The organism is Streptomyces sp. NPDC050988 (genome assembly GCF_044456225.1).
Taxonomy (GTDB): Bacteria; Actinomycetota; Actinomycetes; order Streptomycetales; family Streptomycetaceae; genus Streptomyces.
Genome location: NZ_JBITFQ010000009.1, coordinates 18,513 through 39,340, shown reverse-complemented (window position 1 = coordinate 39,340; position 20,828 = coordinate 18,513). Strand labels below are relative to the sequence as shown.

27 protein-coding genes and 1 riboswitch are annotated in these 20,828 nt (G+C 70.3%); of the genes, 13 read left to right on the top strand and 14 right to left on the bottom strand.

Going from position 1 to position 20,828, the window contains the following annotated elements; all coding sequences use genetic code 11:
• Positions 1-20 precede the first annotated feature (20 nt).
• The 7 genes from ACIBEI_RS21165 to ACIBEI_RS21135 all read left to right on the top strand — a co-directional run bounded on the left by ACIBEI_RS21165 (position 21) and on the right by ACIBEI_RS21135 (position 6,037).
• Complete coding sequence (locus tag ACIBEI_RS21165; RefSeq protein ID WP_398890941.1) at positions 21-758, top strand: FadR/GntR family transcriptional regulator; 738 nt, start codon at positions 21-23, stop codon at positions 756-758.
• The gene (dgoD, locus tag ACIBEI_RS21160; RefSeq protein ID WP_398890939.1) at positions 755-1,900 is read left to right on the top strand and encodes a galactonate dehydratase; all 1,146 of its coding nucleotides are present in this window, start codon (positions 755-757) and stop codon (positions 1,898-1,900) included. Before ACIBEI_RS21165 ends, dgoD begins: the two co-directional genes overlap by 4 nt.
• On the top strand, positions 1,897-2,715 hold the full coding sequence (locus ACIBEI_RS21155; protein ID WP_398890937.1) for a hypothetical protein: 819 nt from the start codon (positions 1,897-1,899) through the stop codon (positions 2,713-2,715). The genes dgoD and ACIBEI_RS21155 overlap by 4 nt, the downstream gene beginning before the upstream one ends.
• Before the next feature lie 66 nt (positions 2,716-2,781).
• Positions 2,782-3,414, top strand: coding sequence for a bifunctional 4-hydroxy-2-oxoglutarate aldolase/2-dehydro-3-deoxy-phosphogluconate aldolase (locus ACIBEI_RS21150; RefSeq protein WP_398890935.1), 633 nt, complete (start codon positions 2,782-2,784; stop codon positions 3,412-3,414).
• Between the two features lie 164 nt (positions 3,415-3,578).
• Positions 3,579-4,430 carry an SMP-30/gluconolactonase/LRE family protein gene (locus ACIBEI_RS21145; protein ID WP_398891393.1) on the top strand — a complete coding sequence of 284 codons (852 nt, stop codon included), beginning with the start codon at positions 3,579-3,581 and terminating at the stop codon, positions 4,428-4,430.
• The gene (locus ACIBEI_RS21140) at positions 4,427-5,431 is read left to right on the top strand and encodes a sugar kinase (protein ID WP_398890933.1); all 1,005 of its coding nucleotides are present in this window, start codon (positions 4,427-4,429) and stop codon (positions 5,429-5,431) included. The genes ACIBEI_RS21145 and ACIBEI_RS21140 overlap by 4 nt, the downstream gene beginning before the upstream one ends.
• Positions 5,432-5,527: 96 nt before the next feature.
• On the top strand, positions 5,528-6,037 hold the full coding sequence (locus tag ACIBEI_RS21135) for an SRPBCC family protein (protein WP_398890931.1): 510 nt from the start codon (positions 5,528-5,530) through the stop codon (positions 6,035-6,037).
• Between the two features lie 22 nt (positions 6,038-6,059).
• On the opposite strand, the gene ACIBEI_RS21130 is transcribed toward ACIBEI_RS21135, so the two are convergent.
• Positions 6,060-6,407: a VOC family protein gene (locus ACIBEI_RS21130; RefSeq protein ID WP_398890929.1), complete on the bottom strand. Its 348-nt coding sequence runs from the start codon at positions 6,405-6,407 to the stop codon at positions 6,060-6,062.
• Between the two features lie 226 nt (positions 6,408-6,633).
• Here ACIBEI_RS21130 and ACIBEI_RS21125 point away from each other — a divergent pair, with 226 nt between their 5' ends.
• Positions 6,634-7,107: a carboxymuconolactone decarboxylase family protein gene (locus tag ACIBEI_RS21125; protein ID WP_189841929.1), complete on the top strand. Its 474-nt coding sequence runs from the start codon at positions 6,634-6,636 to the stop codon at positions 7,105-7,107.
• A 34-nt stretch (positions 7,108-7,141) separates the two neighbouring features.
• Here the strand turns inward: ACIBEI_RS21125 and ACIBEI_RS21120 are convergent, their stop codons facing one another.
• Entirely contained in the window at positions 7,142-7,675 is a 534-nt protein-coding gene (locus tag ACIBEI_RS21120; protein ID WP_398890927.1) for a hypothetical protein, read from the bottom strand.
• A gap of 74 nt (positions 7,676-7,749) precedes the next feature.
• Positions 7,750-7,932, bottom strand: coding sequence for a hypothetical protein (locus ACIBEI_RS21115; RefSeq protein WP_398890925.1), 183 nt, complete (start codon positions 7,930-7,932; stop codon positions 7,750-7,752).
• A 122-nt stretch (positions 7,933-8,054) separates the two neighbouring features.
• Here ACIBEI_RS21115 and ACIBEI_RS21110 point away from each other — a divergent pair, with 122 nt between their 5' ends.
• On the top strand, positions 8,055-8,177 hold the full coding sequence (locus ACIBEI_RS21110; protein WP_398890923.1) for a hypothetical protein: 123 nt from the start codon (positions 8,055-8,057) through the stop codon (positions 8,175-8,177).
• A 237-nt stretch (positions 8,178-8,414) separates the two neighbouring features.
• On the opposite strand, the gene ACIBEI_RS21105 is transcribed toward ACIBEI_RS21110, so the two are convergent.
• The 3 genes from ACIBEI_RS21105 to ACIBEI_RS21095 are packed head-to-tail and all read right to left on the bottom strand — an operon-like array spanning position 8,415 to position 11,275.
• Complete coding sequence (locus tag ACIBEI_RS21105) at positions 8,415-9,413, bottom strand: ABC transporter substrate-binding protein (protein WP_398890921.1); 999 nt, start codon at positions 9,411-9,413, stop codon at positions 8,415-8,417.
• 8 nt (positions 9,414-9,421) lie between these two features.
• Positions 9,422-10,192 carry an ABC transporter ATP-binding protein gene (locus tag ACIBEI_RS21100; protein ID WP_398890919.1) on the bottom strand — a complete coding sequence of 257 codons (771 nt, stop codon included), beginning with the start codon at positions 10,190-10,192 and terminating at the stop codon, positions 9,422-9,424.
• Positions 10,193-10,228: 36 nt separating this feature from the next.
• Positions 10,229-11,275 carry a FecCD family ABC transporter permease gene (locus ACIBEI_RS21095; protein ID WP_398891391.1) on the bottom strand — a complete coding sequence of 349 codons (1,047 nt, stop codon included), beginning with the start codon at positions 11,273-11,275 and terminating at the stop codon, positions 10,229-10,231.
• A gap of 143 nt (positions 11,276-11,418) precedes the next feature.
• A riboswitch (cobalamin riboswitch) is annotated at positions 11,419-11,565 on the bottom strand.
• 231 nt (positions 11,566-11,796) lie between these two features.
• Here ACIBEI_RS21095 and ACIBEI_RS21090 point away from each other — a divergent pair.
• The 3 genes from ACIBEI_RS21090 (at position 11,797) to ACIBEI_RS21080 (ending at position 13,909) form a co-directional block, all read left to right on the top strand.
• A complete protein-coding gene (locus ACIBEI_RS21090; RefSeq protein WP_398891389.1) occupies positions 11,797-12,393 on the top strand; it encodes a hypothetical protein in 597 nt (198 codons plus the stop codon).
• Positions 12,394-12,559: 166 nt separating this feature from the next.
• Positions 12,560-13,375: an N-formylglutamate amidohydrolase gene (locus ACIBEI_RS21085; protein WP_398890917.1), complete on the top strand. Its 816-nt coding sequence runs from the start codon at positions 12,560-12,562 to the stop codon at positions 13,373-13,375.
• Positions 13,376-13,483: 108 nt separating this feature from the next.
• Positions 13,484-13,909, top strand: a complete 426-nt coding sequence (locus ACIBEI_RS21080) for a VOC family protein (protein ID WP_398890915.1) — start codon at positions 13,484-13,486, stop codon at positions 13,907-13,909.
• A 12-nt stretch (positions 13,910-13,921) separates the two neighbouring features.
• On the opposite strand, the gene ACIBEI_RS21075 is transcribed toward ACIBEI_RS21080, so the two are convergent.
• Together ACIBEI_RS21075 and ACIBEI_RS21070 are read right to left on the bottom strand one after the other, a co-directional pair.
• Complete coding sequence (locus tag ACIBEI_RS21075) at positions 13,922-14,308, bottom strand: hypothetical protein (RefSeq protein WP_398890913.1); 387 nt, start codon at positions 14,306-14,308, stop codon at positions 13,922-13,924.
• 481 nt (positions 14,309-14,789) lie between these two features.
• The gene (locus ACIBEI_RS21070) at positions 14,790-15,890 is read right to left on the bottom strand and encodes a nuclear transport factor 2 family protein (RefSeq protein ID WP_398890911.1); all 1,101 of its coding nucleotides are present in this window, start codon (positions 15,888-15,890) and stop codon (positions 14,790-14,792) included.
• Between the two features lie 150 nt (positions 15,891-16,040).
• On the opposite strand from ACIBEI_RS21070, the gene sigJ reads away from it, so the two are divergent.
• A complete protein-coding gene (sigJ, locus tag ACIBEI_RS21065; RefSeq protein WP_398890909.1) occupies positions 16,041-16,979 on the top strand; it encodes an RNA polymerase sigma factor SigJ in 939 nt (312 codons plus the stop codon).
• 131 nt (positions 16,980-17,110) lie between these two features.
• Here sigJ and ACIBEI_RS21060 read toward each other — a convergent pair whose 3' ends face one another.
• The 6 genes from ACIBEI_RS21060 to ACIBEI_RS21035 are packed head-to-tail and all read right to left on the bottom strand — an operon-like array spanning position 17,111 to position 20,784.
• Positions 17,111-17,770, bottom strand: a complete 660-nt coding sequence (locus ACIBEI_RS21060; RefSeq protein WP_398890907.1) for an O-methyltransferase — start codon at positions 17,768-17,770, stop codon at positions 17,111-17,113.
• On the bottom strand, positions 17,763-18,401 hold the full coding sequence (locus ACIBEI_RS21055; protein WP_398890905.1) for a VOC family protein: 639 nt from the start codon (positions 18,399-18,401) through the stop codon (positions 17,763-17,765). Before ACIBEI_RS21055 ends, ACIBEI_RS21060 begins: the two co-directional genes overlap by 8 nt.
• Complete coding sequence (locus ACIBEI_RS21050) at positions 18,398-18,781, bottom strand: hypothetical protein (protein WP_398890904.1); 384 nt, start codon at positions 18,779-18,781, stop codon at positions 18,398-18,400. Before ACIBEI_RS21050 ends, ACIBEI_RS21055 begins: the two co-directional genes overlap by 4 nt.
• Positions 18,778-19,134, bottom strand: a complete 357-nt coding sequence (locus ACIBEI_RS21045) for a hypothetical protein (RefSeq protein ID WP_398890902.1) — start codon at positions 19,132-19,134, stop codon at positions 18,778-18,780. The genes ACIBEI_RS21050 and ACIBEI_RS21045 overlap by 4 nt, the downstream gene beginning before the upstream one ends.
• Positions 19,131-19,565, bottom strand: coding sequence for a cupin domain-containing protein (locus ACIBEI_RS21040; protein ID WP_398890900.1), 435 nt, complete (start codon positions 19,563-19,565; stop codon positions 19,131-19,133). Before ACIBEI_RS21040 ends, ACIBEI_RS21045 begins: the two co-directional genes overlap by 4 nt.
• A complete protein-coding gene (locus ACIBEI_RS21035) occupies positions 19,558-20,784 on the bottom strand; it encodes a sedoheptulose 7-phosphate cyclase (RefSeq protein WP_398890898.1) in 1,227 nt (408 codons plus the stop codon). The genes ACIBEI_RS21040 and ACIBEI_RS21035 overlap by 8 nt, the downstream gene beginning before the upstream one ends.
• Positions 20,785-20,828: the final 44 nt, after the last annotated feature.

Below are 20,828 nucleotides of genomic sequence, written 5' to 3'. Positions count from 1 at the left end.
CAGCAGAAAGGCTGTACGACATGACGCCCTATGCCCGTCGCGGCGTGCACGGCCAGACCGTGGAACTCCTCGCCCGCCGCATCCTGGGCGGTGAGATCCCCGAGGGAGCCACGCTGGACCTGGTGGCGCTGCAGAGCGAGCTGGACGTGAGCCTGACCGCGCTGCGCGAGTCGCTCAAGGTGCTCGCCGCCAAGGGAATGGTCGACGCCCGCCAGCGGCGCGGCACGTTCGTGCGCACCCGCGCCGAGTGGAACCTGCTCGACGCCGACGTACTGCGCTGGCAGTTCGAGGGCGGCCGCACCAACGCCTCCGACCGGGCCCTGCTGCACAATCTCGCCGAAGTACGCGCCATCATCGAACCCGCCGCCGTGCGCCTGGCCGCCGAGCGCCGCACCGACGAGGACCTGGCCGCCCTGGACGGCGCACTGGCGGCGATGGGGGAGCACGGCAACGACGCCGCCCACGCCGTCGAGGCCGACCTCGCCTTCCACCGCGCCCTGCTCAACGCCACCCACAACGAACTCCTCGAACGCATGGAGATGGTCATCGAGTCGGGCCTGGCCCACCGCGACCGCATCGTGCACAGCTCCCCGCACAGCGAGGACCCGGTCCCGGCCCACCGCGCCGTCCTGGACGCCGTACGCGACCGGGACCCGGGGGCCGCCGAGGCCGCGATGCGGGCCCTGCTCGACCAGGCCGGCCGCGATCTGGACCGCGTCGGCGACTCCGAAGAAGCGGAAGGCTCCCGGTCTCAGTGAAGATCACCCGAATCGAAACCTTCCTGGTGCCGCCCCGCTGGCTGTTCTGCCGCGTCGAGACCGACGAGGGCGTGGTCGGCTGGGGAGAACCGGTCGTCGAGGGACGAGCCGAAGTCGTCCGGTCCGCCGTCGACGTCCTGGCCGAATACCTCGTCGGCCAGGACCCGCTGCGCATCCAGGACCACTGGCAGGTCCTCACCAAGGGCGGCTTCTACCGGGGCGGCCCGGTCCTCTCCAGCGCCGTCGCCGGCTTGGACCAGGCCCTGTGGGACATCGCTGGAAAGGCGTACGGAGCCCCTGTGCACGCCCTGCTCGGCGGCCCGGTGCGCGACCGCGTCCGGGTCTACGCCTGGGTGGGCGGCGACGAACCCGCCGAGCTGACCGAGCAGATAGCAGCCCAGGTCGAAGCGGGCTTCACTGCGGTGAAGATGAACGCGGCCGGAGCCACCTCACCGGTCCCCACCGCCGCCGAAACCGCCGCGGTCGTCGCCCGCGTGGCCGCCGCCCGCGAGGCGCTCGGCCCGGACCGCGACGTCGCCGTCGACTTCCACGGCCGCTTCACCGCCGCGGGCGCCCGCCGCGTCCTCGCCGAACTCGCCCCGCTGCACCCGCTGTTCGTCGAGGAGCCCGTCGTACCCGAGCAAGGCCATCTGCTGGCCGGGTTGGTCGCATCCAGCCCCGTACCGCTCGCCACCGGCGAACGCCTCTACGGACGCGCCGAGTTCCTGCCCGCACTCGCCGCGGGCATCGCGGTCGCCCAGCCCGACCTGTCCCACGCCGGCGGCATCTCGGAAGTGCACCGCATCGCCTCACTCGCCGAGACCTACGGCGCCCAGCTCGCCCCGCACTGCCCCCTCGGCCCCATCGCGCTCGCCGCCAGCCTCCAAGTCGCGTTCGCCACCCCGAACTTCCTGATCCAGGAGCAGAGCCGGGGCATCCACTACAACAAGGACGCCGACCTGCTGTCCTACGTGGTCGACCCCGAGCCGTTCCGGTTCGTCGACGGGCACGCCCCGCGCGGCGACGCCCCCGGCCTTGGTATCACCGTCGACGAGGAGGCCGTACGTGCCGCCGACCGCACCGGTCACGCCTGGCGCAATCCCGTGTGGCGGCACTCCGACGGTTCCTTCGCGGAGTGGTGACCGCACCGATGGACATCGTCACCGACCTTGCCCACGGCGGCCGTTGGACCTCACTGCGCACCGCGGGGCGCGAATGGCTCTGGCATCGCGAGGTACCCGAGCGGCAGAGCGTGTCACCCGGCGACGCCTTCGTGGACGCGGGCGGACTGGAGGAGTGCATCCCCACGGTCCGCGGCACCCCCGACCACGGCGACGCCTGGTCACGGCCCTGGACGCGCGACGGTGACAGCGACGTCCTCCACCACGACCGCTTCATCCTGACCCGCACGATCCGGGGCACCGCGGAGGGAGCCGAGGTCGACTACGTGCTGAAGGCCGACGCGGGCTTCCGGTTCGTATGGGCCGCACACGCCCTGCTCGACCTCTCCGACCGCGCGACGCTGCACATCCGCGACGGAGCGAACACCCGCCTCTTCCCCGAGGCGGCGCCGCTGCTGGAGGAGGCGTGGCCGCAAGGCGCCGCCTGGGTCGAGGGGAGCTGGCCCGCACCCGGTGGACTGCGCCTCGACCAACTCGGCTCGGACGACGGCACCGCCGTAGGAGCCGTCGTGGACGCCTCCCACTGCTGCGTCCACGACCGGGCCGACCGTCTGTCGCTGTCTCTCGAAGCCGACGGGCAGCCCGTGTCCACCGCCCTGTGGCGCAACCTGGGCGGCTACCCCGCCGCGCACCCCTACCGCAGCACGGGAGTCGAACCGATGCTCGGCCGCGTCTTCGACCTCGCCGAGGCGGGCCTCGGCGACGCCGCCCGGGTACCCGAGTCGGGTGAGGTGCGATGGCGGCTGACACTGACCGCGAATTGCCGCTGCACCTGAACCGACCCGTGTGAACCTCTGTGAACCCGCGCGAATGCGAACCCGCAAGAAAAGGAGAACTCGTCCATGGATCTGCGAGCGGCCCTGGCCGCCCACCGCCTGGTCGCGATCATCCGCGGCACCGACCCCGAAGCCTCGGTACGCGCCGTGCTGGCCCTCGCCGAGGAAGGCGTCGAGCTGATCGAGGTCTCCCTGACCGGCGCGGACGCCCTGTCCGTCATCGAGCGGGCGCGCAAGGCGCTCGGCCCCGATCGGCCCCTCGGCGTCGGCACGGTCCTGACCGCCGACGACGCGTGCGCCGCCCAGCGGGCCGGCGCGAACTTCGCCGTCACGCCCGCACTCGGTGAGGGCGTCGCCGCTGCACACGAACTCGGCCTGCCCGTCCTGGCCGGCGTGGTGACCCCCACCGAAATCGTGGCCGCACGCTCCTCCGGAGCCGCAGCCCTGAAGATCTTCCCGGCCGCGGAGGCCGGCGGCCCCGCCTATCTGAAGGCTTTGCGGGGCCCGTTCCCGCACGAGTCGTTCGTGCCGGTGGGCGGTGTCGACGAGGCTGCCGCCCGTGCCTACCTGGCCGCCGGCGCGACCGCGGTCGGCGTCGGCTCGCCGCTGATCGGAGACGCCGCCGACGGCGGCAGCCTGACCGCGCTGCGCGAACGAGCCCGCGCCTTCTTGACCGTCGTACGGAAAGACACGCCGTGACCGAAGCCGCAGCGTATTCCGAAGCCGCATCGCACACCGAAGGCGCAGCGCACACCGAAGACGCAGCGCGTACCGAAGGCGCAGCCGGGAGCGCGACAGCCGGAGCCGGAGCCGCGGCAGGACTCAGCGTCGGAGATGGCGCCGAAGGTCTCCGCCCCGACCGCCTGGAGCTCGGTGAGGGCGTCCGATGGACGGACCGCGGCATCGTGCTCGTGGACATCCTCGCCGGGCGTCTGCTCACCGCCGTCGGACATCCCACCGACCCCCTGCGACAACTGGCCCAACTGCCCGTTCCCCTGGGCGCGGTGGCCCCCTTGGCCGATGATCCCGGCATCTGGATCGCCGCAGCGGGCACCGGGATCTGCCTGCTCTCACCCGACGGGTCGACGCGGTGGCTGGCACAGCCCGAGGCGGACGCCGTACGGCCCATGCGTATGAACGACGCGACCACCGACCCCTTCGGCCGCTTCTGGGCGGGCAGCATGGCCTACGACGCCGACGAGGGAGCCGGCTCCCTCTACCGGGTCGACCACGACGGCACGGTGACCCGCGTCCTCGACGACATCACAGTGCCGAACGGACCGGCCTTCACCGCCGACGGCACCACCATGTACCTGGCCGACAGTGCCCGGGGAGTCGTCAGGCGCTACCCGGTCGACCAGGACACCGCCGAACTCGGAGCCCCGGAAGTGTTCATCACCGTCGACGACGGCAGCCCCGACGGCATGGTGGTGGACGTCGAGGGCGCCGTGTGGGTCGCGGTGTGGGGCACGGGGTCCGTACGCCGGTATCTGCCGGACGGCCGCCTGGACCGCACGCTGAGTCTGCCCGCACGACAGCCCGCCGGTGTGTGCCTGGAGGAGGACCTTCTCCACATCACGACCGCTCGTGTGGGACTCTCCGAGCCAGGCCCCTACGACGGCGCGGTGTTCACGGCCCGTGTGGAGCTACCCGGTCGGCCGGCGACGGCCTACCGCTACGAGGGATCGGGTTCGCTCCCGGGGGAGAGGTCATGAAGGACGGCTGGAGGCCTGCCGAAGGACCCGTGGTCTGCATCGGGGAGACCATGGCCGCACTGGCTCCCGGCCCCTCGGAATCGCTGGAGACCGCCGAGGACCTGCGTGTGTCGGTGGCCGGGGCCGAGTCGAACGTGGCGATGTACCTGGCAGACCTCGGCATCCCCGTCTCCTGGCTGTCGGCGCTGGGCGACGACGCGTTGGGACGGCGTGTGCGTGCCGCGGTCGGCGCGGCGGGCGTCGACGTCGGCGGCGTGCGCTCCGATCCGGAACGGCCCACGGGCCTGCTGGTGAAGGAGCCGACGGGTTCCGGCACCCGCGTCCACTACTACCGCGGCAACTCGGCGGCCTCGGCCCTGGGACCCGACGTACTGGAGGACGAGAGACTGCGGTCGGCCTCCGTCGTCCATCTGACGGGCGTGACCCCGGCACTGTCCCCGTCCTGCCGGAGCCTGGTCGTGGAAGCGCTCGCCACTCCGCCCGCCGAACGCCCGTACACCATCAGCTTCGACGTCAATCACCGCCCGGCCCTGTGGCCGCCCAGGACCGCTGCCTCCGTGCTTCGCGACCTGGCCGACCGTGCCGACATCACCTTCGTCGGCCTCGACGAGGCACAGGACCTGTGGGACGCCGACCTCGAACCGGCCGACGTACGGAAGCTGTTGCCGCATCCGCGTCTCCTCGTCGTCAAGGACGGCGGTCGTGCGGCCACCGTCTTCGGCGACGAGGGTTCGTGGACTGTGCCCGCTCTGCGCACCGATGTGGTGGAGCCCGTCGGCGCGGGTGACGCTTTCGCCGCCGGATTCCTGACCGGCCTGTTGCGCGGCGGGGGAATGGAACGCGCGCTGCGGCTCGGACACATCACGGCGGCGTCGGCACTCAAGGTGACGGGTGATCATGGCCCCCTGCCGGAGGCCACCCGCATCAAACGGCTCCTCGACCTCCCGGCACACGATTGGGCGAAAGAGACCAACGGCCGTCCCTACAAGCCCAGTTCATAGGCGTCACCCTCCGTTGCGGAGAGCTGTGCCATGATGGTTACCGGCGAGTAATCAGCATGCCGGGAAAGCCGGGAAAGCCGGGAAAGGGAGTCCATCGTGGCCCGTACGTTCACCGTGTCCCGCAGCGTCCTCATAGAGGTGCCACCGGCTGTCGCGTACGACGCGATCAGCCGCCCTGCCCTCATGGGGCGCTGGAGCCCGGAGAACCTCGGCGCGACCGTGTCGAAGCCCGCTGAACCGGCTTCACTCGGGATGACTTTCGAAGGGCGCAACAAGCGTGGCGCCTTCCGCTGGGTGACTCGATGCACGGTGACGGCTGCAGAGCCGGGCGGCCGTTTCGCCTTCCGGGTCCACGCGATCGGGCTCAACCGCCCCCGCCTGAACGCCCGAATCGCCACCTGGGAATACCGCTTCGAACAGGACGGCGACGGCACGCGGGTCACCGAGACCTGGACCGACGACCGGCGCTCCTGGCCGACCTTCGTGACCAATGTCTTCGACCGCGTGGCCACCGGAGGGCACACGTTCGCGGACTTCCAGGTGCGCAACATCGACAGGACCCTGCGGAACCTGAAGCGGGAACTCGAAACGGCACCTCGGTCCTGACGCTGCGGATGCGCACCGGTCGTCATTGGTGGCTGAGCACATTGACCACCCGGCCGTTGGGGTCACGGACGAAGAACCGGCGTACTCCCCACTCCTCGTCCTGCAAGGGGTGCACGATCTCCGCGCCGCTCTCCCGCATCGCCGCGTGGACCGCGTCCACGTCGTCCACCTCGACACTCATGTCGGGCACGACGGGCGCGCTCTTGTCCTGGCTCATGAAGGTGACCTGCGCCGTGGGGTTGGAAGGGGAGGCGAGCGTCATGACCCAGCCCAGGTTCATGACCTCCTCGAAGCCCAGAAGGCCGTAGAAGTCCCGGCTCTCCTCCATGGCCTCTGATCGGATATCGGGCATGACTCGGCGGATGGACATGGGTGACTCCTGCCGGCCGACGACGTGGAACGTGCCTCTGATTCTGTCCGGTGGGCCGCTGCGGCGCATCCGTCGCCACACATTCGCGGGCGGCCCTCGAGCCGTGCCGTGTTCGTCTGCGCGACCCTGCCCCGCACTGAGACGCGCGTCACATTCGGCGATGTCACATCTCGCCGGGCCGGCCCGTCGTAGAGGTATATCCGCCAGCAACGGCAAGGAGTGGACCATGGAAGCCCGTTTGAACCTCTTCGACATCCCCCTCGCGGTCAAGTCCCTGAAGCACATCGTCACGGCGGGCAAGGTGATGGGGGAGTCGACAGTGCCGGCCGCGACCCAGGAGCTGGTCAGGCTCCGGGCCAGCCAGATCAACGGCTGCGGCTTCTGCACCGACATGCACACCAAGGACGCGGCCCACGCGGGGGAGACCTCGGTGCGCCTCAACCTGGTCGCGGCCTGGCGTGAGGCCACGGTGTTCACCGACGCCGAGCGCGCGGCCCTGGAACTGACGGAACAGGGCACCCGTATCGCCGACGCGGCCGGTGGGGTCACGGACGAGGCCTGGGCGAACGCCGCCAAGTACTACGACGAGGAGCAGCTCGCCTCTCTGGTGTCGATCATCGCCATCATCAACGCCTTCAACCGCCTGAACGTCATGGTCCAGCAGCCCGCCGGCGATTACCAGCCCGGCCAGTTCGGGTAACGAGGGGTAGCCGGACGGGGCCCGTGACCGCTGCTCACGGGCCCCAGGTGCCAATGCGGTTGACGGCCTGTCCGGGGGTCGGGGGCTGCTGAAGGACTGGTGCGGGCGAGAGTGTCTGCCCTCCGGAAGCAACCGCCGTGTCCCCTGGGGTCCGGTCGGTGGTGCCGGGTTGCCAGGCCTGCCGGCCGCGCGACAGTACGTAGGCCAGACCGATGACCACGACGAGGGCGAAATCGACCACGCCGGCCAACCGGGCCTCGGGAATGTCACCGACTGTCACGGCGAACACGACGAGTGCGGTCTTGCCGGCGAGTACGAGTTCCCAGATGCCTGCCGCTTGGCGGGGCCTGGCCGCGAGCAGGGCGAAGAGTCCGACGAAGAAGGCGTAGGTGATGGTCCGCCAGGCTTCGACCCAGAGGCGGTCGTCGGCCGCGTCGGTCATCCTGATGATTCCGTCGGCGAAAGCGCCGACCGTCGCGAGTGAGGCGAAAGCCGCGAGCCCGCGGCCGATGCGGTCTGCTCGGCCGGAAGGGGCGATCGAAGCGTGGACGTCTGGTGCGCTGGTCATGTCACGCCTTGAATGAAGGACGGACGTGTCGGACGTACCTGGTGGACGGGCGTGCACGGCCGGGCGGTCCTGCTTCAGTGGACGGGGTCGAGGACGCCCCAGAGCGACCTGGCCGCGACGCTCACCGACGGCAAGGAGGAGCAGTGCCTGGGAGGGTTCTGGTCGATGATGCCCGCGGCGGCATCACGGATGCCCGACCGCACCGACCTCCTGCGCGCCTGCATCGCGCCCGACGCGATGCGCGGCGGTTCGAGCACTACGCCACGCTCGTCGAGGACCGGCCGAACGGCCCGCGCGTACGGCCGGTTCGGGATGCCGATCCTCGTCCTGAACGGCGAACACGGCCCGCCCCAAGGGGTTTTGCTGGACGGCGCCCGTGGTGGCCGCGACCAATCTGCGCGCGGACGTCGTCCCCGGCGCCGCGCACACCTTCGCCGCCGACAATCCGCGATGGACCACCGAGCGCCTGACTCGCTTCTTCACCACCACCCCGGCCGTTTGACACGGGCAACCGCACCACACCGAACGGAGCACGTTTCGGGGCGGCAAGCAGAGCTGGAAACCGCTCGACGGCCGCGGCCAGGTAACGGGTCTTATCCGTGCCGAGGCGCATCCGCCAGCGCCGTCAGGAGCAGCAGGGCCAGCTCCTGCATTCCTCGTTCACTCATACCAGCAGAGTATTCCGTCCGACGGACATACCCACCGAGCCGATCTCCCATGGACTGTCAGTAGGGCCAGATCACCCGACAGTCGTCCGCAGGTACGCACCGAGGCGGGCGATCGCCGCAGGGTTGCGGGGGCTCTCGACCAGGTCGACGTAGTCGAGGACGAAGATCCGCCGGTGCTTGACGGCGGAGACGTTGCGCAGCGGGGCGTAGGAGAGCAGGAACTTCTTCTTCCGCTCGGCGCTCACGTCCCCGTAGTCGCAGATCACGATGACATCCGGGTCGCGCTCCACGACGCTCTCCCAGCCGGTGGTGGTCCAGGAGTCGGCGACATCGTGCATGACGTTGACGCCGCCTGCCTCGCTGATGATCTGCTCGGGGGCGGCGTAACGGCCGGACGTGAAGGGCTGGTCCTGCCCGCTGTCGTAGAGGAAGACCTTGGGCCGCTCAGCGTCCTCGGGAGCCTTCGCCCGTACGTCGGCGATCTGCTTCTCGAAGTCGGCGATCAGCGCGGCCGCCCGCTTCTCGACGCCGAACAGCTTTCCGAGGTTGGTGAGGTCGGCGTACAGGGCGTCCAGGGGCGGCATGAGGCCGCGCGAGGTCTTGGTGCGGCCGTTGCGGCAGGACTCGGTGAGGACGTACGAGGGGATGCCGAGCGTCTTCAGCGCCTCGGGGGTGAAGCCGCTGTCGTCGCGGAAGCCGTAGTTCCAGCCGGCGAAGACGAGGTCGGCGCGGGCGTCGAGGACGTTCTCCTTGGTGAGTTGGTCCTTGGACAGCCACTTCACCTTGTCGTAGCCGTCCTTCCAGGGCACGCCGCTGAGATCGCCCTTGTCGTCGGGCATGGCGAACCCGGCCATACGGTCCTCGAGGCCGAGCGCGAACATCAGTTCCGTGATCCCGACGTCGTTCGTGACCACCCGCTTCGGGACCTTGTCGTACGTCACCTTCCGGCCGCAGTTGGTCAGGCTGACCGACGAGGACCTCGCGTCGTCGGACGACTCGACACTGGCGCCGCAACCGGCGGTCGTGACGGTCGCGGCGAGGCAGAGGGCAGCGGCGAGGAACTTGCGCATGGGGATCCTTACGAGGTGGTGAGCGGGAGCCGGTCGAAGAGGAGCTGGACGGCGCCGGTCTCCGGATGCCGTACGGGATGCGCGCGGACCCCGAACACCCCGGCGAGCAGGTTCGGTTGGAGCACATCGTGCGGCGCACCCGAGGTGACGATTCGGCCGCCGTCGATGACGTACAGGAGATCGCAGTGCGCGGCGGCCAGGTTGAGGTCGTGCAGAGCGGCCAGCACGGTCAGGCCGCTGGCCCGGACCAGCGAGAGCACGTCCAACTGGTGGGCGATGTCCAGGTGGTTGGTGGGTTCGTCGAGGACGAGCACCCTGGGCTGCTGGGCGAGTGCGCGGGCGATGAGGACGCGCTGTCTCTCACCGCCGGACAGGGCGAGGAACCCGCGCTCGGCGAGGTGTGTGACACCCGTGCGGGCCATGGCGTCCGCGCACACGGAACGGTCCCCGGCGGCCGTACGGTCCCGGTGCGGCAGCCGGCCCATGTCGACCACTTCGGCGACGGTGAAGTCGAACTCGGCCGACGACTCCTGCGGCAGTGCGGCCAGCACCCGGGCGGCGGCCCGGGGCGACATGGCGTGTACGTCGTCCCCGTCGAGCCGTATGGTGCCCGCCGCCGGACTCAGCGCCCGGTACACGCAGCGCAGGAGGGTGGACTTGCCACTGCCGTTCGGGCCGACGAGACCGACGAACGCCCCGCTGTCCACGGCGAGTCGGATGTCGTCGACCAACCGGACTCCGGCGGCTTCGACCGCCACCCCTGCCAGGTCAAGCCGCATGGCCGCCCACCTTCCTCACGTCGGCCCCGGCGGCCATCAGCGGCCCCCGAAGGCGTAACCGCCGCGCCGCATCAGCAGCAGAAAGGCAGGCACACCCACCACCGCGGTGATCACCCCGACGGGCAGTTCGGCGGGTGCCAGCAGCAGCCGGGACAACAGATCCGCCCACAGGAGCAGGACGGCGCCGACGAGCGGGGCCACCGCCAGTACCCGCCGGTGATCGGCCCCGACCAGCATCCGCACGACGTGCGGCACCATCAGTCCGACGAACCCGATGGCCCCGCTGACCGCGACCACGGTGCCGGTCACGGCGGCGCTGACAAGGAACAACTCCCGGCGCAGCCGCCCCGGTTGGACACCGAGCGCGGCCGAGGTCTCGTCACCCATGGCGAGCGCGTTGAGCGCCTCGGCGCGCCACCGCAGCCACGCCCACCCGGCCGCCACGGTCACGGCGGCGAGCGGCACCTGCGCCCATGTCGCGCCGCCCAGGCTCCCCAGCAGCCACATCATGGCCGACCGTGCCGCCTCGCCCCGGGCCGCCCCGAACACCATCACGGTCGTGACGGCCTCGAAGCCGTACGCCAGAGCCGTCCCCGTCAGGATCAGCCGCAGCGGCGTCAGCCCGTGCGCCGACCGGGCCACGGAGTACACCAGCACCATCGCCGCGAGAGCCGAGACGAACGCCGACAACGACAGCGCCCAGACTCCCAGCCCCGCGAACGCGCCGAGCAGGATCACGGCGTTGGCGCCCACGGCGGCGCCCGAGGAGATACCCAGCACGAACGGATCGGCGAGCGCGTTGCGCACCATCGCCTGCACCGCCACACCGACGGCCGCGAGCCCCGCTCCGACGACAGCACCGAGCACGACACGCGGCAGCCGGATCTCCCAGACGATGGTGTACGCGGCCATGTCTCCGGCGTGCACCGTCCCGCCGGTGAACCCGGCCCACAGAAACCGCTGCACGTCCGCCCAGCCGACGCCCGCGGCCCCGAGAGCCACCCCGCACACGATCGACACGAGGAGCAACAGCCCGAGCCCAAAGACCAAGGGCACGACGGATATCCGGCTCGGCGTTGGGATCGAGGTCTGGCTCGGGCTCGGGCTCGGACTTCGGCGCACGGTCGGGGCGGTCCTTCATCTGGGCCCGCCTGAACATCAGGAAAAGAGGCAGCCCGTACGACACGCCGGCCGTGCGGTCCCCTCTCGCAGTCCACGGCGAGCAGTCAACGGGTCGCACCACCTGCGGGCGATCGGGCTCACGCGACGAACCACGGGTTCGCCACGCACACCGTTGCGGGTCAGCGCCGGACTCTCACCGGACTTCCCCCACAGGCAGCGACGGGAGCGTAGCAAACCGGGGAAGTGGCGGATGGGCTGGGCCACTTGACGTCGCAGTCAGCGACTGGATACTGGCGGAGGTTCCGACAGCAGTACGTCAGTACGTCTGATCGGCATCTCGAACAATGCTTGAAATGTCGGCCACGGCGTGGACTGTCCAAGCCGTCATCTCCGCACCCGACAGCCCAACCTCCACATCCCCCCACACAGGAGCCTTCTCCATGAGCCCACGACACACCCCGGAGCCCACTGAGCGAGCGGCCATGCCCTGGCGAAGGAAGGTGGCCATAGCCGCGCTGACAGGAGCCTTACTGGCCGGGCCCGGAGTCGCACAGGCCGCACCCCAGGCCGCCCCGGTCCCCAAGGAACAGGTGGCGGCGGCCACCATCACCTGGACCCTCGAACGGGCCGCCAACCCCACCCAGGACCAGCAGACGGCGTACAACCTCATCACGACGGCCATGAACGCCGCGGTGGCCCGCTACAACAACGTCAGCGACCTCGGCAAGACCATCACCGTCCGCTACGACCCGGGCGTCCCCACGGCCGACGGCAACATCAACGGAACCATCCGCTTCGGCAACCGCGGCTACATGACCGAGCGGACCGCGCTGCACGAGATCGCCCACACCATCGGCGTGGGCACGAGCTCCGGCTGGTCCTCCCTCGGGGGCAGCGGTACCTGGCGCGGAGCGCAGGCCACGGCCCTCGTCAAGCAGTTCGACGGTTCGGGTGCGACGCTGTCCACCGGTGGCGGGCACTTCTGGCCCTACGGCCTGAACTACGACAACGAGTTCTCGAACACGGCGGCCAATCGCCACGTCCAGATCGTCGCCGCCATGGTCCGCGACGGCCTGTAGCTCGGACGATGCTGGAGGGGTAGCCACTCCCGCGGTTCCCCGCGCGGCCCGCGTACCCCTCCAGCTGGGGCCCGTTGGTGTAGTAGGAAGGGTGCACATGCCCTGACGCACGACTCGCACCCGCGCTCACCGCCAACCCCCACGCGCCCGCATCGAGGACTCCAGAATGAACGACGTGTCGGCTTCCCACCGTCTCGTGGCCGGCGCGCCGGACTCCCCCGTGGTCCTGCATGTTCCGCACTCCTCGCGGGTGATCCCGCCGGGCGTACGGAGCGGCATCGTGCTCGAAGACACCGCCCTGGAACGGGAGTTGGACCACATCACCGACTCGCACACCGCCCGGATCGCGGCGACGGCAGCCGAGCGCTGCGCCACAGAACCCTGGCAGTTCGTCAACCAGTTGTCTCGGCTGGTCGTCGACCCCGAACGGTTCCCGGACGAGCGTGAGGAGATGCTGGCCGTCGGGATGGGCGTGGTCTACACCCGGACCACACACAGGGAGGAGCTCCGCCCGGCCGACCACGACGGACAGTGGCTCGTCGAGCGCTACTTCCACCCGTACGCGGCCGCCGTCACGGACGCGGTGGCCCAGCGGCTGGCTGCTGTCGGACGGGCCGTGATCATCGACGTCCACTCCTACCCGGCCGAGCGCCTTCCCTACGAACTGCACGGTGACGGCCCCCGTCCGCCCATCTGCCTGGGCCGGGACGCCTTCCACACCCCGGCCGAGCTGCTGGCCCACGCCGAGAAGGCGTTCGCGGGCTTCGGCGGCACGGGCATCAACACCCCTTTCCAGGGGACGTACGTCCCGCTGAAGTACTACGGCAACGACCCCCGGGTCAGCGCCCTGATGATCGAGATCCGGCGGGACGTCTACATGTCCGAGCCGGGCGGCCCGGCGGGCGCCGGCCTCGACGCCCTCGCGAACGCGCTCGCAGACCTGGTCGACACGGTGAGTACAGCCGGCGCGGTAGGACCCTGACACAGACCTGCTTCCAGCACGAACGGGCGCGGTTCCACCTGGCTTCCGCCATGGCTCGCCGCTGTCGCCTCCGCCCGTCCGGCAACTGCTCGCGGCACAGTGGAGGTCATGAACGCAGACGACAGAAACATTCTGGCCGGAGCACGTGTGGCGACGAGGCTCCCCGCCCAGGACCTGGACCGGGCGCGGCGTTTCTATGCCGAGAAACTCGGTCTGGATCCCCTCGACGAGCGGCCCGGGGGTCTGCTGTATCGGTGCGGAGGCGTGGACTTCGTGGTGTTCCAGTCGACGGGAGCCTCGCCCGGGACCTTTACCCAGATGGCGTTGGAGGTCGACGACATCGAGACGGTCGTATCAGAACTCAAGCGGCGTGGCGTGGTGTTCGAGGAGGTCGACGTTCCTGGACTCCGCACCAGGAACGGCATCGCCGAGATCGAGGGAAACTATCCGAGCAAGGGCGCACGGGGCGAACGCGGTGCCTGGTTCCGTGACAGCGAGGGAAACCTGCTGGGCGTCGGCGAGTTGGTCTTCTGAGCACGGATGGGATCAGAAGCGGCCCTTGACCGCCGAGTACAGGGTCTCCACGCTGCGCCGGGTGTCGTCACTCCCGCCGATGAAGCTCGTACGGGGATTCAGACGGAACGTGCTGCCGTCCGCGCGGCGTATGCGGACGTACGTGTTGCCGGTGTAGGCGCCGTTCATGTGCAGCTCGTTGGGTCTGTTGCCCAGCGCCACCTCGTCGAGCTGGTCCGCCCACAGGAGCCCCCTGTCGCTGACCGACCAGTAGGCGCTCTTGACCAGAAGGACCCGACGGTCGGTCACCCCGAGGACGGCACGCCGGAAACCGGCACCGAGGTACCCGGACAGGGCCACCTTCAATGTCTCCTTGCGCAGATGGGAGTGCAGGGCTCGCTTCAGCTCGGACTCGATCATGAGGGACCTTCCATGGGCCGGTGCGTGCGGACCTGGCGCGGTGCCGCGGGCGAGTGCGTACACCCTCGTCGGTGTCCGTGCCGCCGGTGCACCCACAGATGATGCCCGCCGGACCGCCCGAGAGTCACGCCTGGCGCCCCAACTGATCTCGGTGGAAGCCGAGTTGGGCCCGGCGGCGTCGGCGGGGCGATCAACGTGCCGCCCGGCGGTCCGGTCGGCCGCTGGTGCGAGTCCGTGGGCCCGGGAGCGGCCCCGGTGGTCGTGCCCCACCCTGAGCTCGCCCAGAACAGCCATCGGTCCTGACCACGGGAGCGGAGCCCATGGGCCAGATGCTTTCGACCCGACGCCCAAGCAAGCGCGTCGCCGGAGGCCGGGCAGAGACAAGCCGCTCCGGCGTGCCGATCCCCAGTGGCGTGCCTGTGAATCCAATGGACCTCGGACCCCGGACCCCGGACCTAGGACTCCGGACCCAGGACCCGGGTCAGTACCCGATGGCCTCTCGGAGAAGCAGCACGGTGCCGCGCCCCGGGCGGGTTTCCGCGTTGAGGATGAGCAGGCGGTTGACGGCGCTGGGCATCCCGTACACCGCCTGGGCGCGGGCGTTCTCCAGCGGGAGGGCGTACTCCTCGACGCGGCGCAGCGCTGTGCTGAGGTCGGGCACCACCTTCTGCGCGCCGACGATCCAGACCGCGTGGGCGGCGCCGCCAGCGTTGGCGGGGAGTTGGCTGCCGCTGCCCGAGGCGAGAACGAGTGAGCCGGTCTCGGTGACCGCGGCGACGCTGTTGACGACGAAGTCGGGGCCGGCGACCAGCCTTCGGATCCCGTCGGCGCCGGTGGCACGGTCGATGGCCAGGACGCGCGGCCTGATGGCGTCGTACCGGCCACCGGTGTTGATGTCCTCGTCGATGCCGGACAGCCGGAGGGTCTCGCTGGCTCCGGTGAGCACGCGGGCGCCCTCGGGGACCAGGTCCTTGATGCGGGAGCGAGCGGCCGCGGCGTCGTCGAGGATCTCGGCGGCGAAGCCGCTCGCCCGCAGCGCGGCGGCCACGCGCTCCAGTTGTTCGGCCGATGCCGGGTCGGCGAAGGACGCGGCCGGAGCCGGGGAGGCCGTGGCCGCTGCCGGGTCGGTCCCGGAGCCTTGCTCCGCGCGGGGCGCCGAACCCGCCAGCGGGGAGGTGTCGAGGTACCTGACCTCGTACACCCGCTCGGCGAACTTCCAGCCCTCCACGGTGCGTTGGTAGCGGTCGTGGTAGACGGCGTAGTTCAGTCCCTGCCGTCCGTCGAGGGTGCGCGCGAGTTCCTGGATGTAGGCGCGGCCGGTCGCAGTGTCGCCGTCGAGCAGGATGGTGCCGGGGTGTGTGGTCTGTACGAAGAAGTCCCACTGGCTCTGCAGCCGCTCGCCTCCGGCACGGATCTCCTCACGGCCGACCAGCTCGACGGGAATGTTGGGCATGCGCAGGGCGCCGTCCGGTGTGAACAGCGCCGACAGGCGGGGTCGGTCGCGCATCATCGCCGCGTCGGTGAACTCGCCGCGCAGCGCCTCGATCTCGACGCGGTCCGCGATGGCCCGGAAGTCGTTCATCGGAATCACCTCTCGGTCCTGTTGTCGTCCTCACCGGTACGACAACGCGGCCCTGCGGAATGTGAGGTGGAGCGGCGACCTCACATTCCGGCGAGCTGTCCTGTCGTATCGGGTAGAGGCACAGAACCGAGCGAGGGAGACGGCCAGACCATGACGAGCAGAGCGGAGCCCGGCGACGACCGGCGCGGTCCGGACCTCAGCGCGATCATGAGCGAGCGGCGCCAGTTGATCAACCTCGGCTATCGACTCCTCGGGTCCCTCGCCGACGCCGAGGACGTCGTCCAGGAGACCTACGCCCGCTGGTACGCCATGTCCGCACAGGAGCGGCAGGCCATCGAGTCGCCCGGCGCCTGGCTGATGACGGTCGCCAGCCGCATCTGCCTGAACCTGCTCGGCTCTGCGCGGGCCAGGCGGGAGACGTACGTGGGCGACTGGATCCCGGAACCGCTGCCGGAGCCCACGGAGTGGATCACCGACAGTTCCGGAGCCGGCGGCATCGACCCGGCCGAGCGGGTCACCCTGGACGAGTCGGTGACGATGGCCTTCCTGGTCGTCCTCGATGCGATGACCCCGGCCGAGCGCGTCGCGTTCGTCCTGCACGATGTCTTCCGCTACCCCTTCGGCGAAGTTGCCGAGATCGTGGGCCGCACTCCGGCGGCGTGCCGCCAACTGGCCTCGTCCGCCCGACGGCGCGTCCGCACCGCACAGACCCCGGCGGGCCCGAGCGCCGGGCAGGCCGGGATCGTCAGGCGGTTCAGAGCGGCATGGCAGGCCAAGGACATCGATGCGCTGATCGGCCTGCTCGACCCCGACGCCACCGCGACCGCCGACGGCGGCGGGCTGGCCGTCACCCACCTGCTCCCGATCGTGGGCGGCGAGCGGATCGCACATGCCTACGCCGAGATCGCCCGGGTGTCGGGCCACCGCACGACGTTCCTGGAGTGCACGGTCAACGGCCTGCCCGGCCTGGTGGCGCGGCAGGACGGCGCCGTCGCGACCGTGTTCGCGTTCGAGATCGTGGGCGACCGGATCAGGCACATCTGGGCGGTGCGAAACCCCGAGAAGCTCCGTCCCTGGCGAATCGGCTGAGGAGCGATCCGGAACACCGCGGCGATCGGACCGTGACAGGCCGAGAGCACCCGCAGGCAGGACTCACCGGCGGGCGCTCTCGGACTGACTGGGATGCACGGGCCCGTTGGAGTAGGGCGCCGTCTCAGGGGCTACCGCTTGCGCGCAAGCGTGACGCCGTCGGCCATCGGGAGCATGGACACATCGACTCGCTCGTCCTTGAGGAGGGTGCTGTTGACCTCGCGTACGCCTTGGGTGTCGGCGTCCTGTGCGGTGGGGTCGACGACCCGGCCCGACCACAGTGTGTTGTCCAGGACGATCAGGCCACCTGGCCGGGTGAGGGCGAGGGACCGCTCGTAGTAGTGGGGGTAATGGGCCTTGTCCGCGTCGATGAAGACGAGGTCGAACGAGGCGGGGCCTCGCTCGGCCAGCAGGTTTTCCAGGGTCGCCGTCGCGTCGCCGAGGCGCAGGTCGATGCGGTCGTTCATGTCCGCCCGCTGCCAGGCGCGACGGGCCATGGCGGTCCAGTCCTCGCTGACATCACAGGTGACGACCTTCCCGCCGGGCGGCAGGGCACGGGCCATCGCCAGCGTGCTGTAACCGGTGAAGGTGCCGATCTCCAGGACGTCGCACGTGCCGGTGAGACGGATCAGCAGCGCCAGGAACTGGGCCTCCTCGGGAAGGATCTGCATGATCCCGTCGGGCAGCGCGGCGGTGCCGTCGCGCAGCTCGCGCAGGACAGTGTCCTCGCGCAGGGAGACGTCCCGGACGTAGTCCAGCAGAGCAGGGGTCATGTCGATCTGATCACGCACTGGGGTTCCTTGCGGGTCGGGGGTCCGAGGAATCGGGAGAGCTGGGGTGGTCGGTGTCCCATGCGCGTGCCGGGCCGTAGCGGCGGGCACGGGTGGTGCTTTCGTAGGGGAGGCCGGTGGCTGCCTGGACGAGTTCCATCTGCATGCCCCAGGGCGTACGGAAGTAGATCCAGCGATTGCCCGCGATCGGTCCGTCCGGGATGGTCTGGGCGGTGCCGAGCAGCTCGACTCCGGGCTGTCCGCGCAGATAACGCACGGCCGCGTCCAGGTCGGTGACATGGATGGCCACGTGGTGGCCGCCCCAGTCGCTGTTGGCCGGCAGGACCCGGTTCTGGTCCGGAGCCTCGTACTCGAACAACTCGACGTTGGTGACCGGGCCGAGGCGGAGCATGGCGATGTGGGCGACGGCCGTGGCATGGACGCCGAGTTGGCGGCGCATCATGTCGCCCTGCGGGTCCCGGACGGGGCCTTCGCGGTAGATCAGCTCGGCGCCGACCACCTCGGTGAAGAAGGTCACGGCCTGGTCGAGGTCGGGCACCGTATACGCGATGTGATCCACGTTGGTGGCGCCCGGGATGCCCGGATACCGAAGCCCGGGGGACGCGGTGGTCGTCGGGGCCGTGGACGTCACGAGGCGACCGGCAGTCGGGGCGGCATGGCGGCGGTCAGGTGCCGGGGCGCCACAGCGACCAGGATGAGCCGCGCGCCGTGGTCGCCCGCGCGCAGACGTGCGCCGCTGTTCAACGAGCAGACGGCGAGAGCACCGCGGTGCAGCACACCGGTCGATCCGTCCGCGTGCAGAAGGTGACCGTCGCCGTCGGCGACGAACCAGATCTCCTCGGTTCCCTCGCGCCCGCGCACTCCGATCTCGGCGCCGGGCGCCAGGTGGAGGTGGTCGACGGCTTCGGTCTCGGAGAAGAAGAAGCCGCGCCGGGCCAGTGAACGGCTCGCGGTGTGCGCGGCACCGTCCTTCAGGGTCCGGGTGGTCTCCTCCACGGTGGTGACGATCACTGTGCGTCCGCTTCCTCGACAGTCGGCGAGAGCGACCCGGCCGAGGCCGAGGGGGTCATGAGGCTCGCGTGGAAGTAGCGCAGCGGCTCCGGGCCGGCGCTGATGGTCATCGATCCGCCGAGCGGCAGGGTGACGGCGGTGCCGGCCGCCAGGTCCACCGTCGTGGTGCCGGCCTGCGCGGAGCCGGTGCCCTCCAGCACGAAGAGCGTGTGCTCGCGGTCGGTGGCCGACAGGGTCTCGGCCTGCGCGGTCTCCAGGGTGACGACGCGGGCCTGGCGCAGCGGCCCCGTCAGCATGGTGGTCAGGTCGACCTCTCCGCAGGCGGCGAGGTCGATGATGGTGGCGGTGGTCATGAGGTCCTCTCAAGGGCAGGAAGGGGCTGGGTGATTGGGTCGGCGCCGGATCCGATCAGCGCCCGGGTGGTGGCGGGCCCGAAGACCTCGATGACGAGCCAGTTGAGGTCCTGGTCACCGAGGTTGCGGAACTGGTGCCGTGTGCCGAGGCCGTTGACGACCAGGTGTCCGGGGCGGATGCGGTGCGGCACGTCGTTGAGGAGGATCTCGCCCTCGCCCTGGAGGACGAAGTACAGCTCCTCGGTACGGGTGTGACGATGCTCCCCGCAGACCGCGCCGGGAGGCAGGGAGGCCCACTCGATGGCTTCCCAGGTCCCGGCCAGCCCCATCCGGCGGGCCAGGCACTTCCAGCGGGCGATGTCCGCGCCGCCGTGCATGGCATGCACGGCGGACGCGCCGCGCACGTCCGCGACCAGCAGTTCGTCAGGCATTGTCATTTCCTCTTTCGTGCAGGAAGCCCGCGGCGGACCGGACTTCGTCGATGGTCAGGTCGTTCACGAACAGCGCCGATCCGATGTCGGCGGGCAGTGGCAGCCGCTGGCGGCCGTCGCGGTGGCGAACGGTGTCGGCCAGGGCGTGTTCCAGCAGCTCCGGACGGCACACCGGGTGGGTGAGGGGAAGTCCGAGAGCCGTCGTCACGGCCAGTACGCGATCGCGCTGGCCGGTGGTGAGCAGTCCCCGGCCGCAGGAGATGACCGTGGTCAGTGCCATGTCGATGGCGACGGCCTCGCCATGCAGGAGGCCGGGGAGTGCGTGCATCTCCAGGGCCGGGCTGAAGGAGTGGCCGTAGTCGACGGCCCGTTCGAGCTGGTCCTCCCACAGGTTGGGTTCGAGTTCGGCGAGCATGCCGCCGATCGCGCGGCGCAGCGTCTCGTCCGCGGCCTGTGCGCCGGGCGCGGAGATGCCCTGGAAGCGTTCGGTGCGCAGGAGGGATCCGTGCTCCTCCAGCAGGTCGAACAGCCGTCGGTCCAGGACCAGCGCGATCTTGAGGATCTCCGCCAGCCCGTTGGAGAGGTGACGGTTCGGCAGGGTCGCCAGGAAGGTGGGGTCGACCAGCGTGCGCCGCGCGGGGAAGTAGCTGCCCAGCCGGTTCTTGCTCCCGCCGTGGTTGACCCCGGTCTTGGCTCCGATGCCCGCGTCGACCAGACCGATCAGTGTGGTGGGGACCCTGACATGGGGCAGTCCGCGCCGATAGGCGCTGCACGCGAACCCCACGATGTCGGTCAGGACACCGCCACCGACGGCGATGACGGGCTCCTGCCGTCGCAGGATCCCGTGGGAGTCGAAGGTGTCCACCACCCGCAGGACGGATTCGATGGTCTTCTTCTCCTCGCCCAGGTCCAGGACCAGCCATCGCACATCGATCCCGTGGGCCCGGAAGTACGCCGACAGGCGGTCCCCGTAAAGCTGTTCGACGGTTCGCTCGGTGATGACACAGCGCCGAGCCGGTGCTGCGAGGGCCGGGCCGAGACCCGCTCGCGCAAGGGAGTCGTCAGCGGGATCCAGCAGATCGCGGGTGAGGACGACGTCGTACTCGACGGCCTGCTCGGCGCGTACCGCCCAGGCCGTTCGGGACGGCACGAGCGCCCGCGGGAGGGCGATCGAGGGCCGCACCTCCCAGTCCTGCGGGCTCTGATGTGTTCTGGGCATGACGACAGGACCCTCTTCACTTCGTATGTGGGGACATGGGGGCC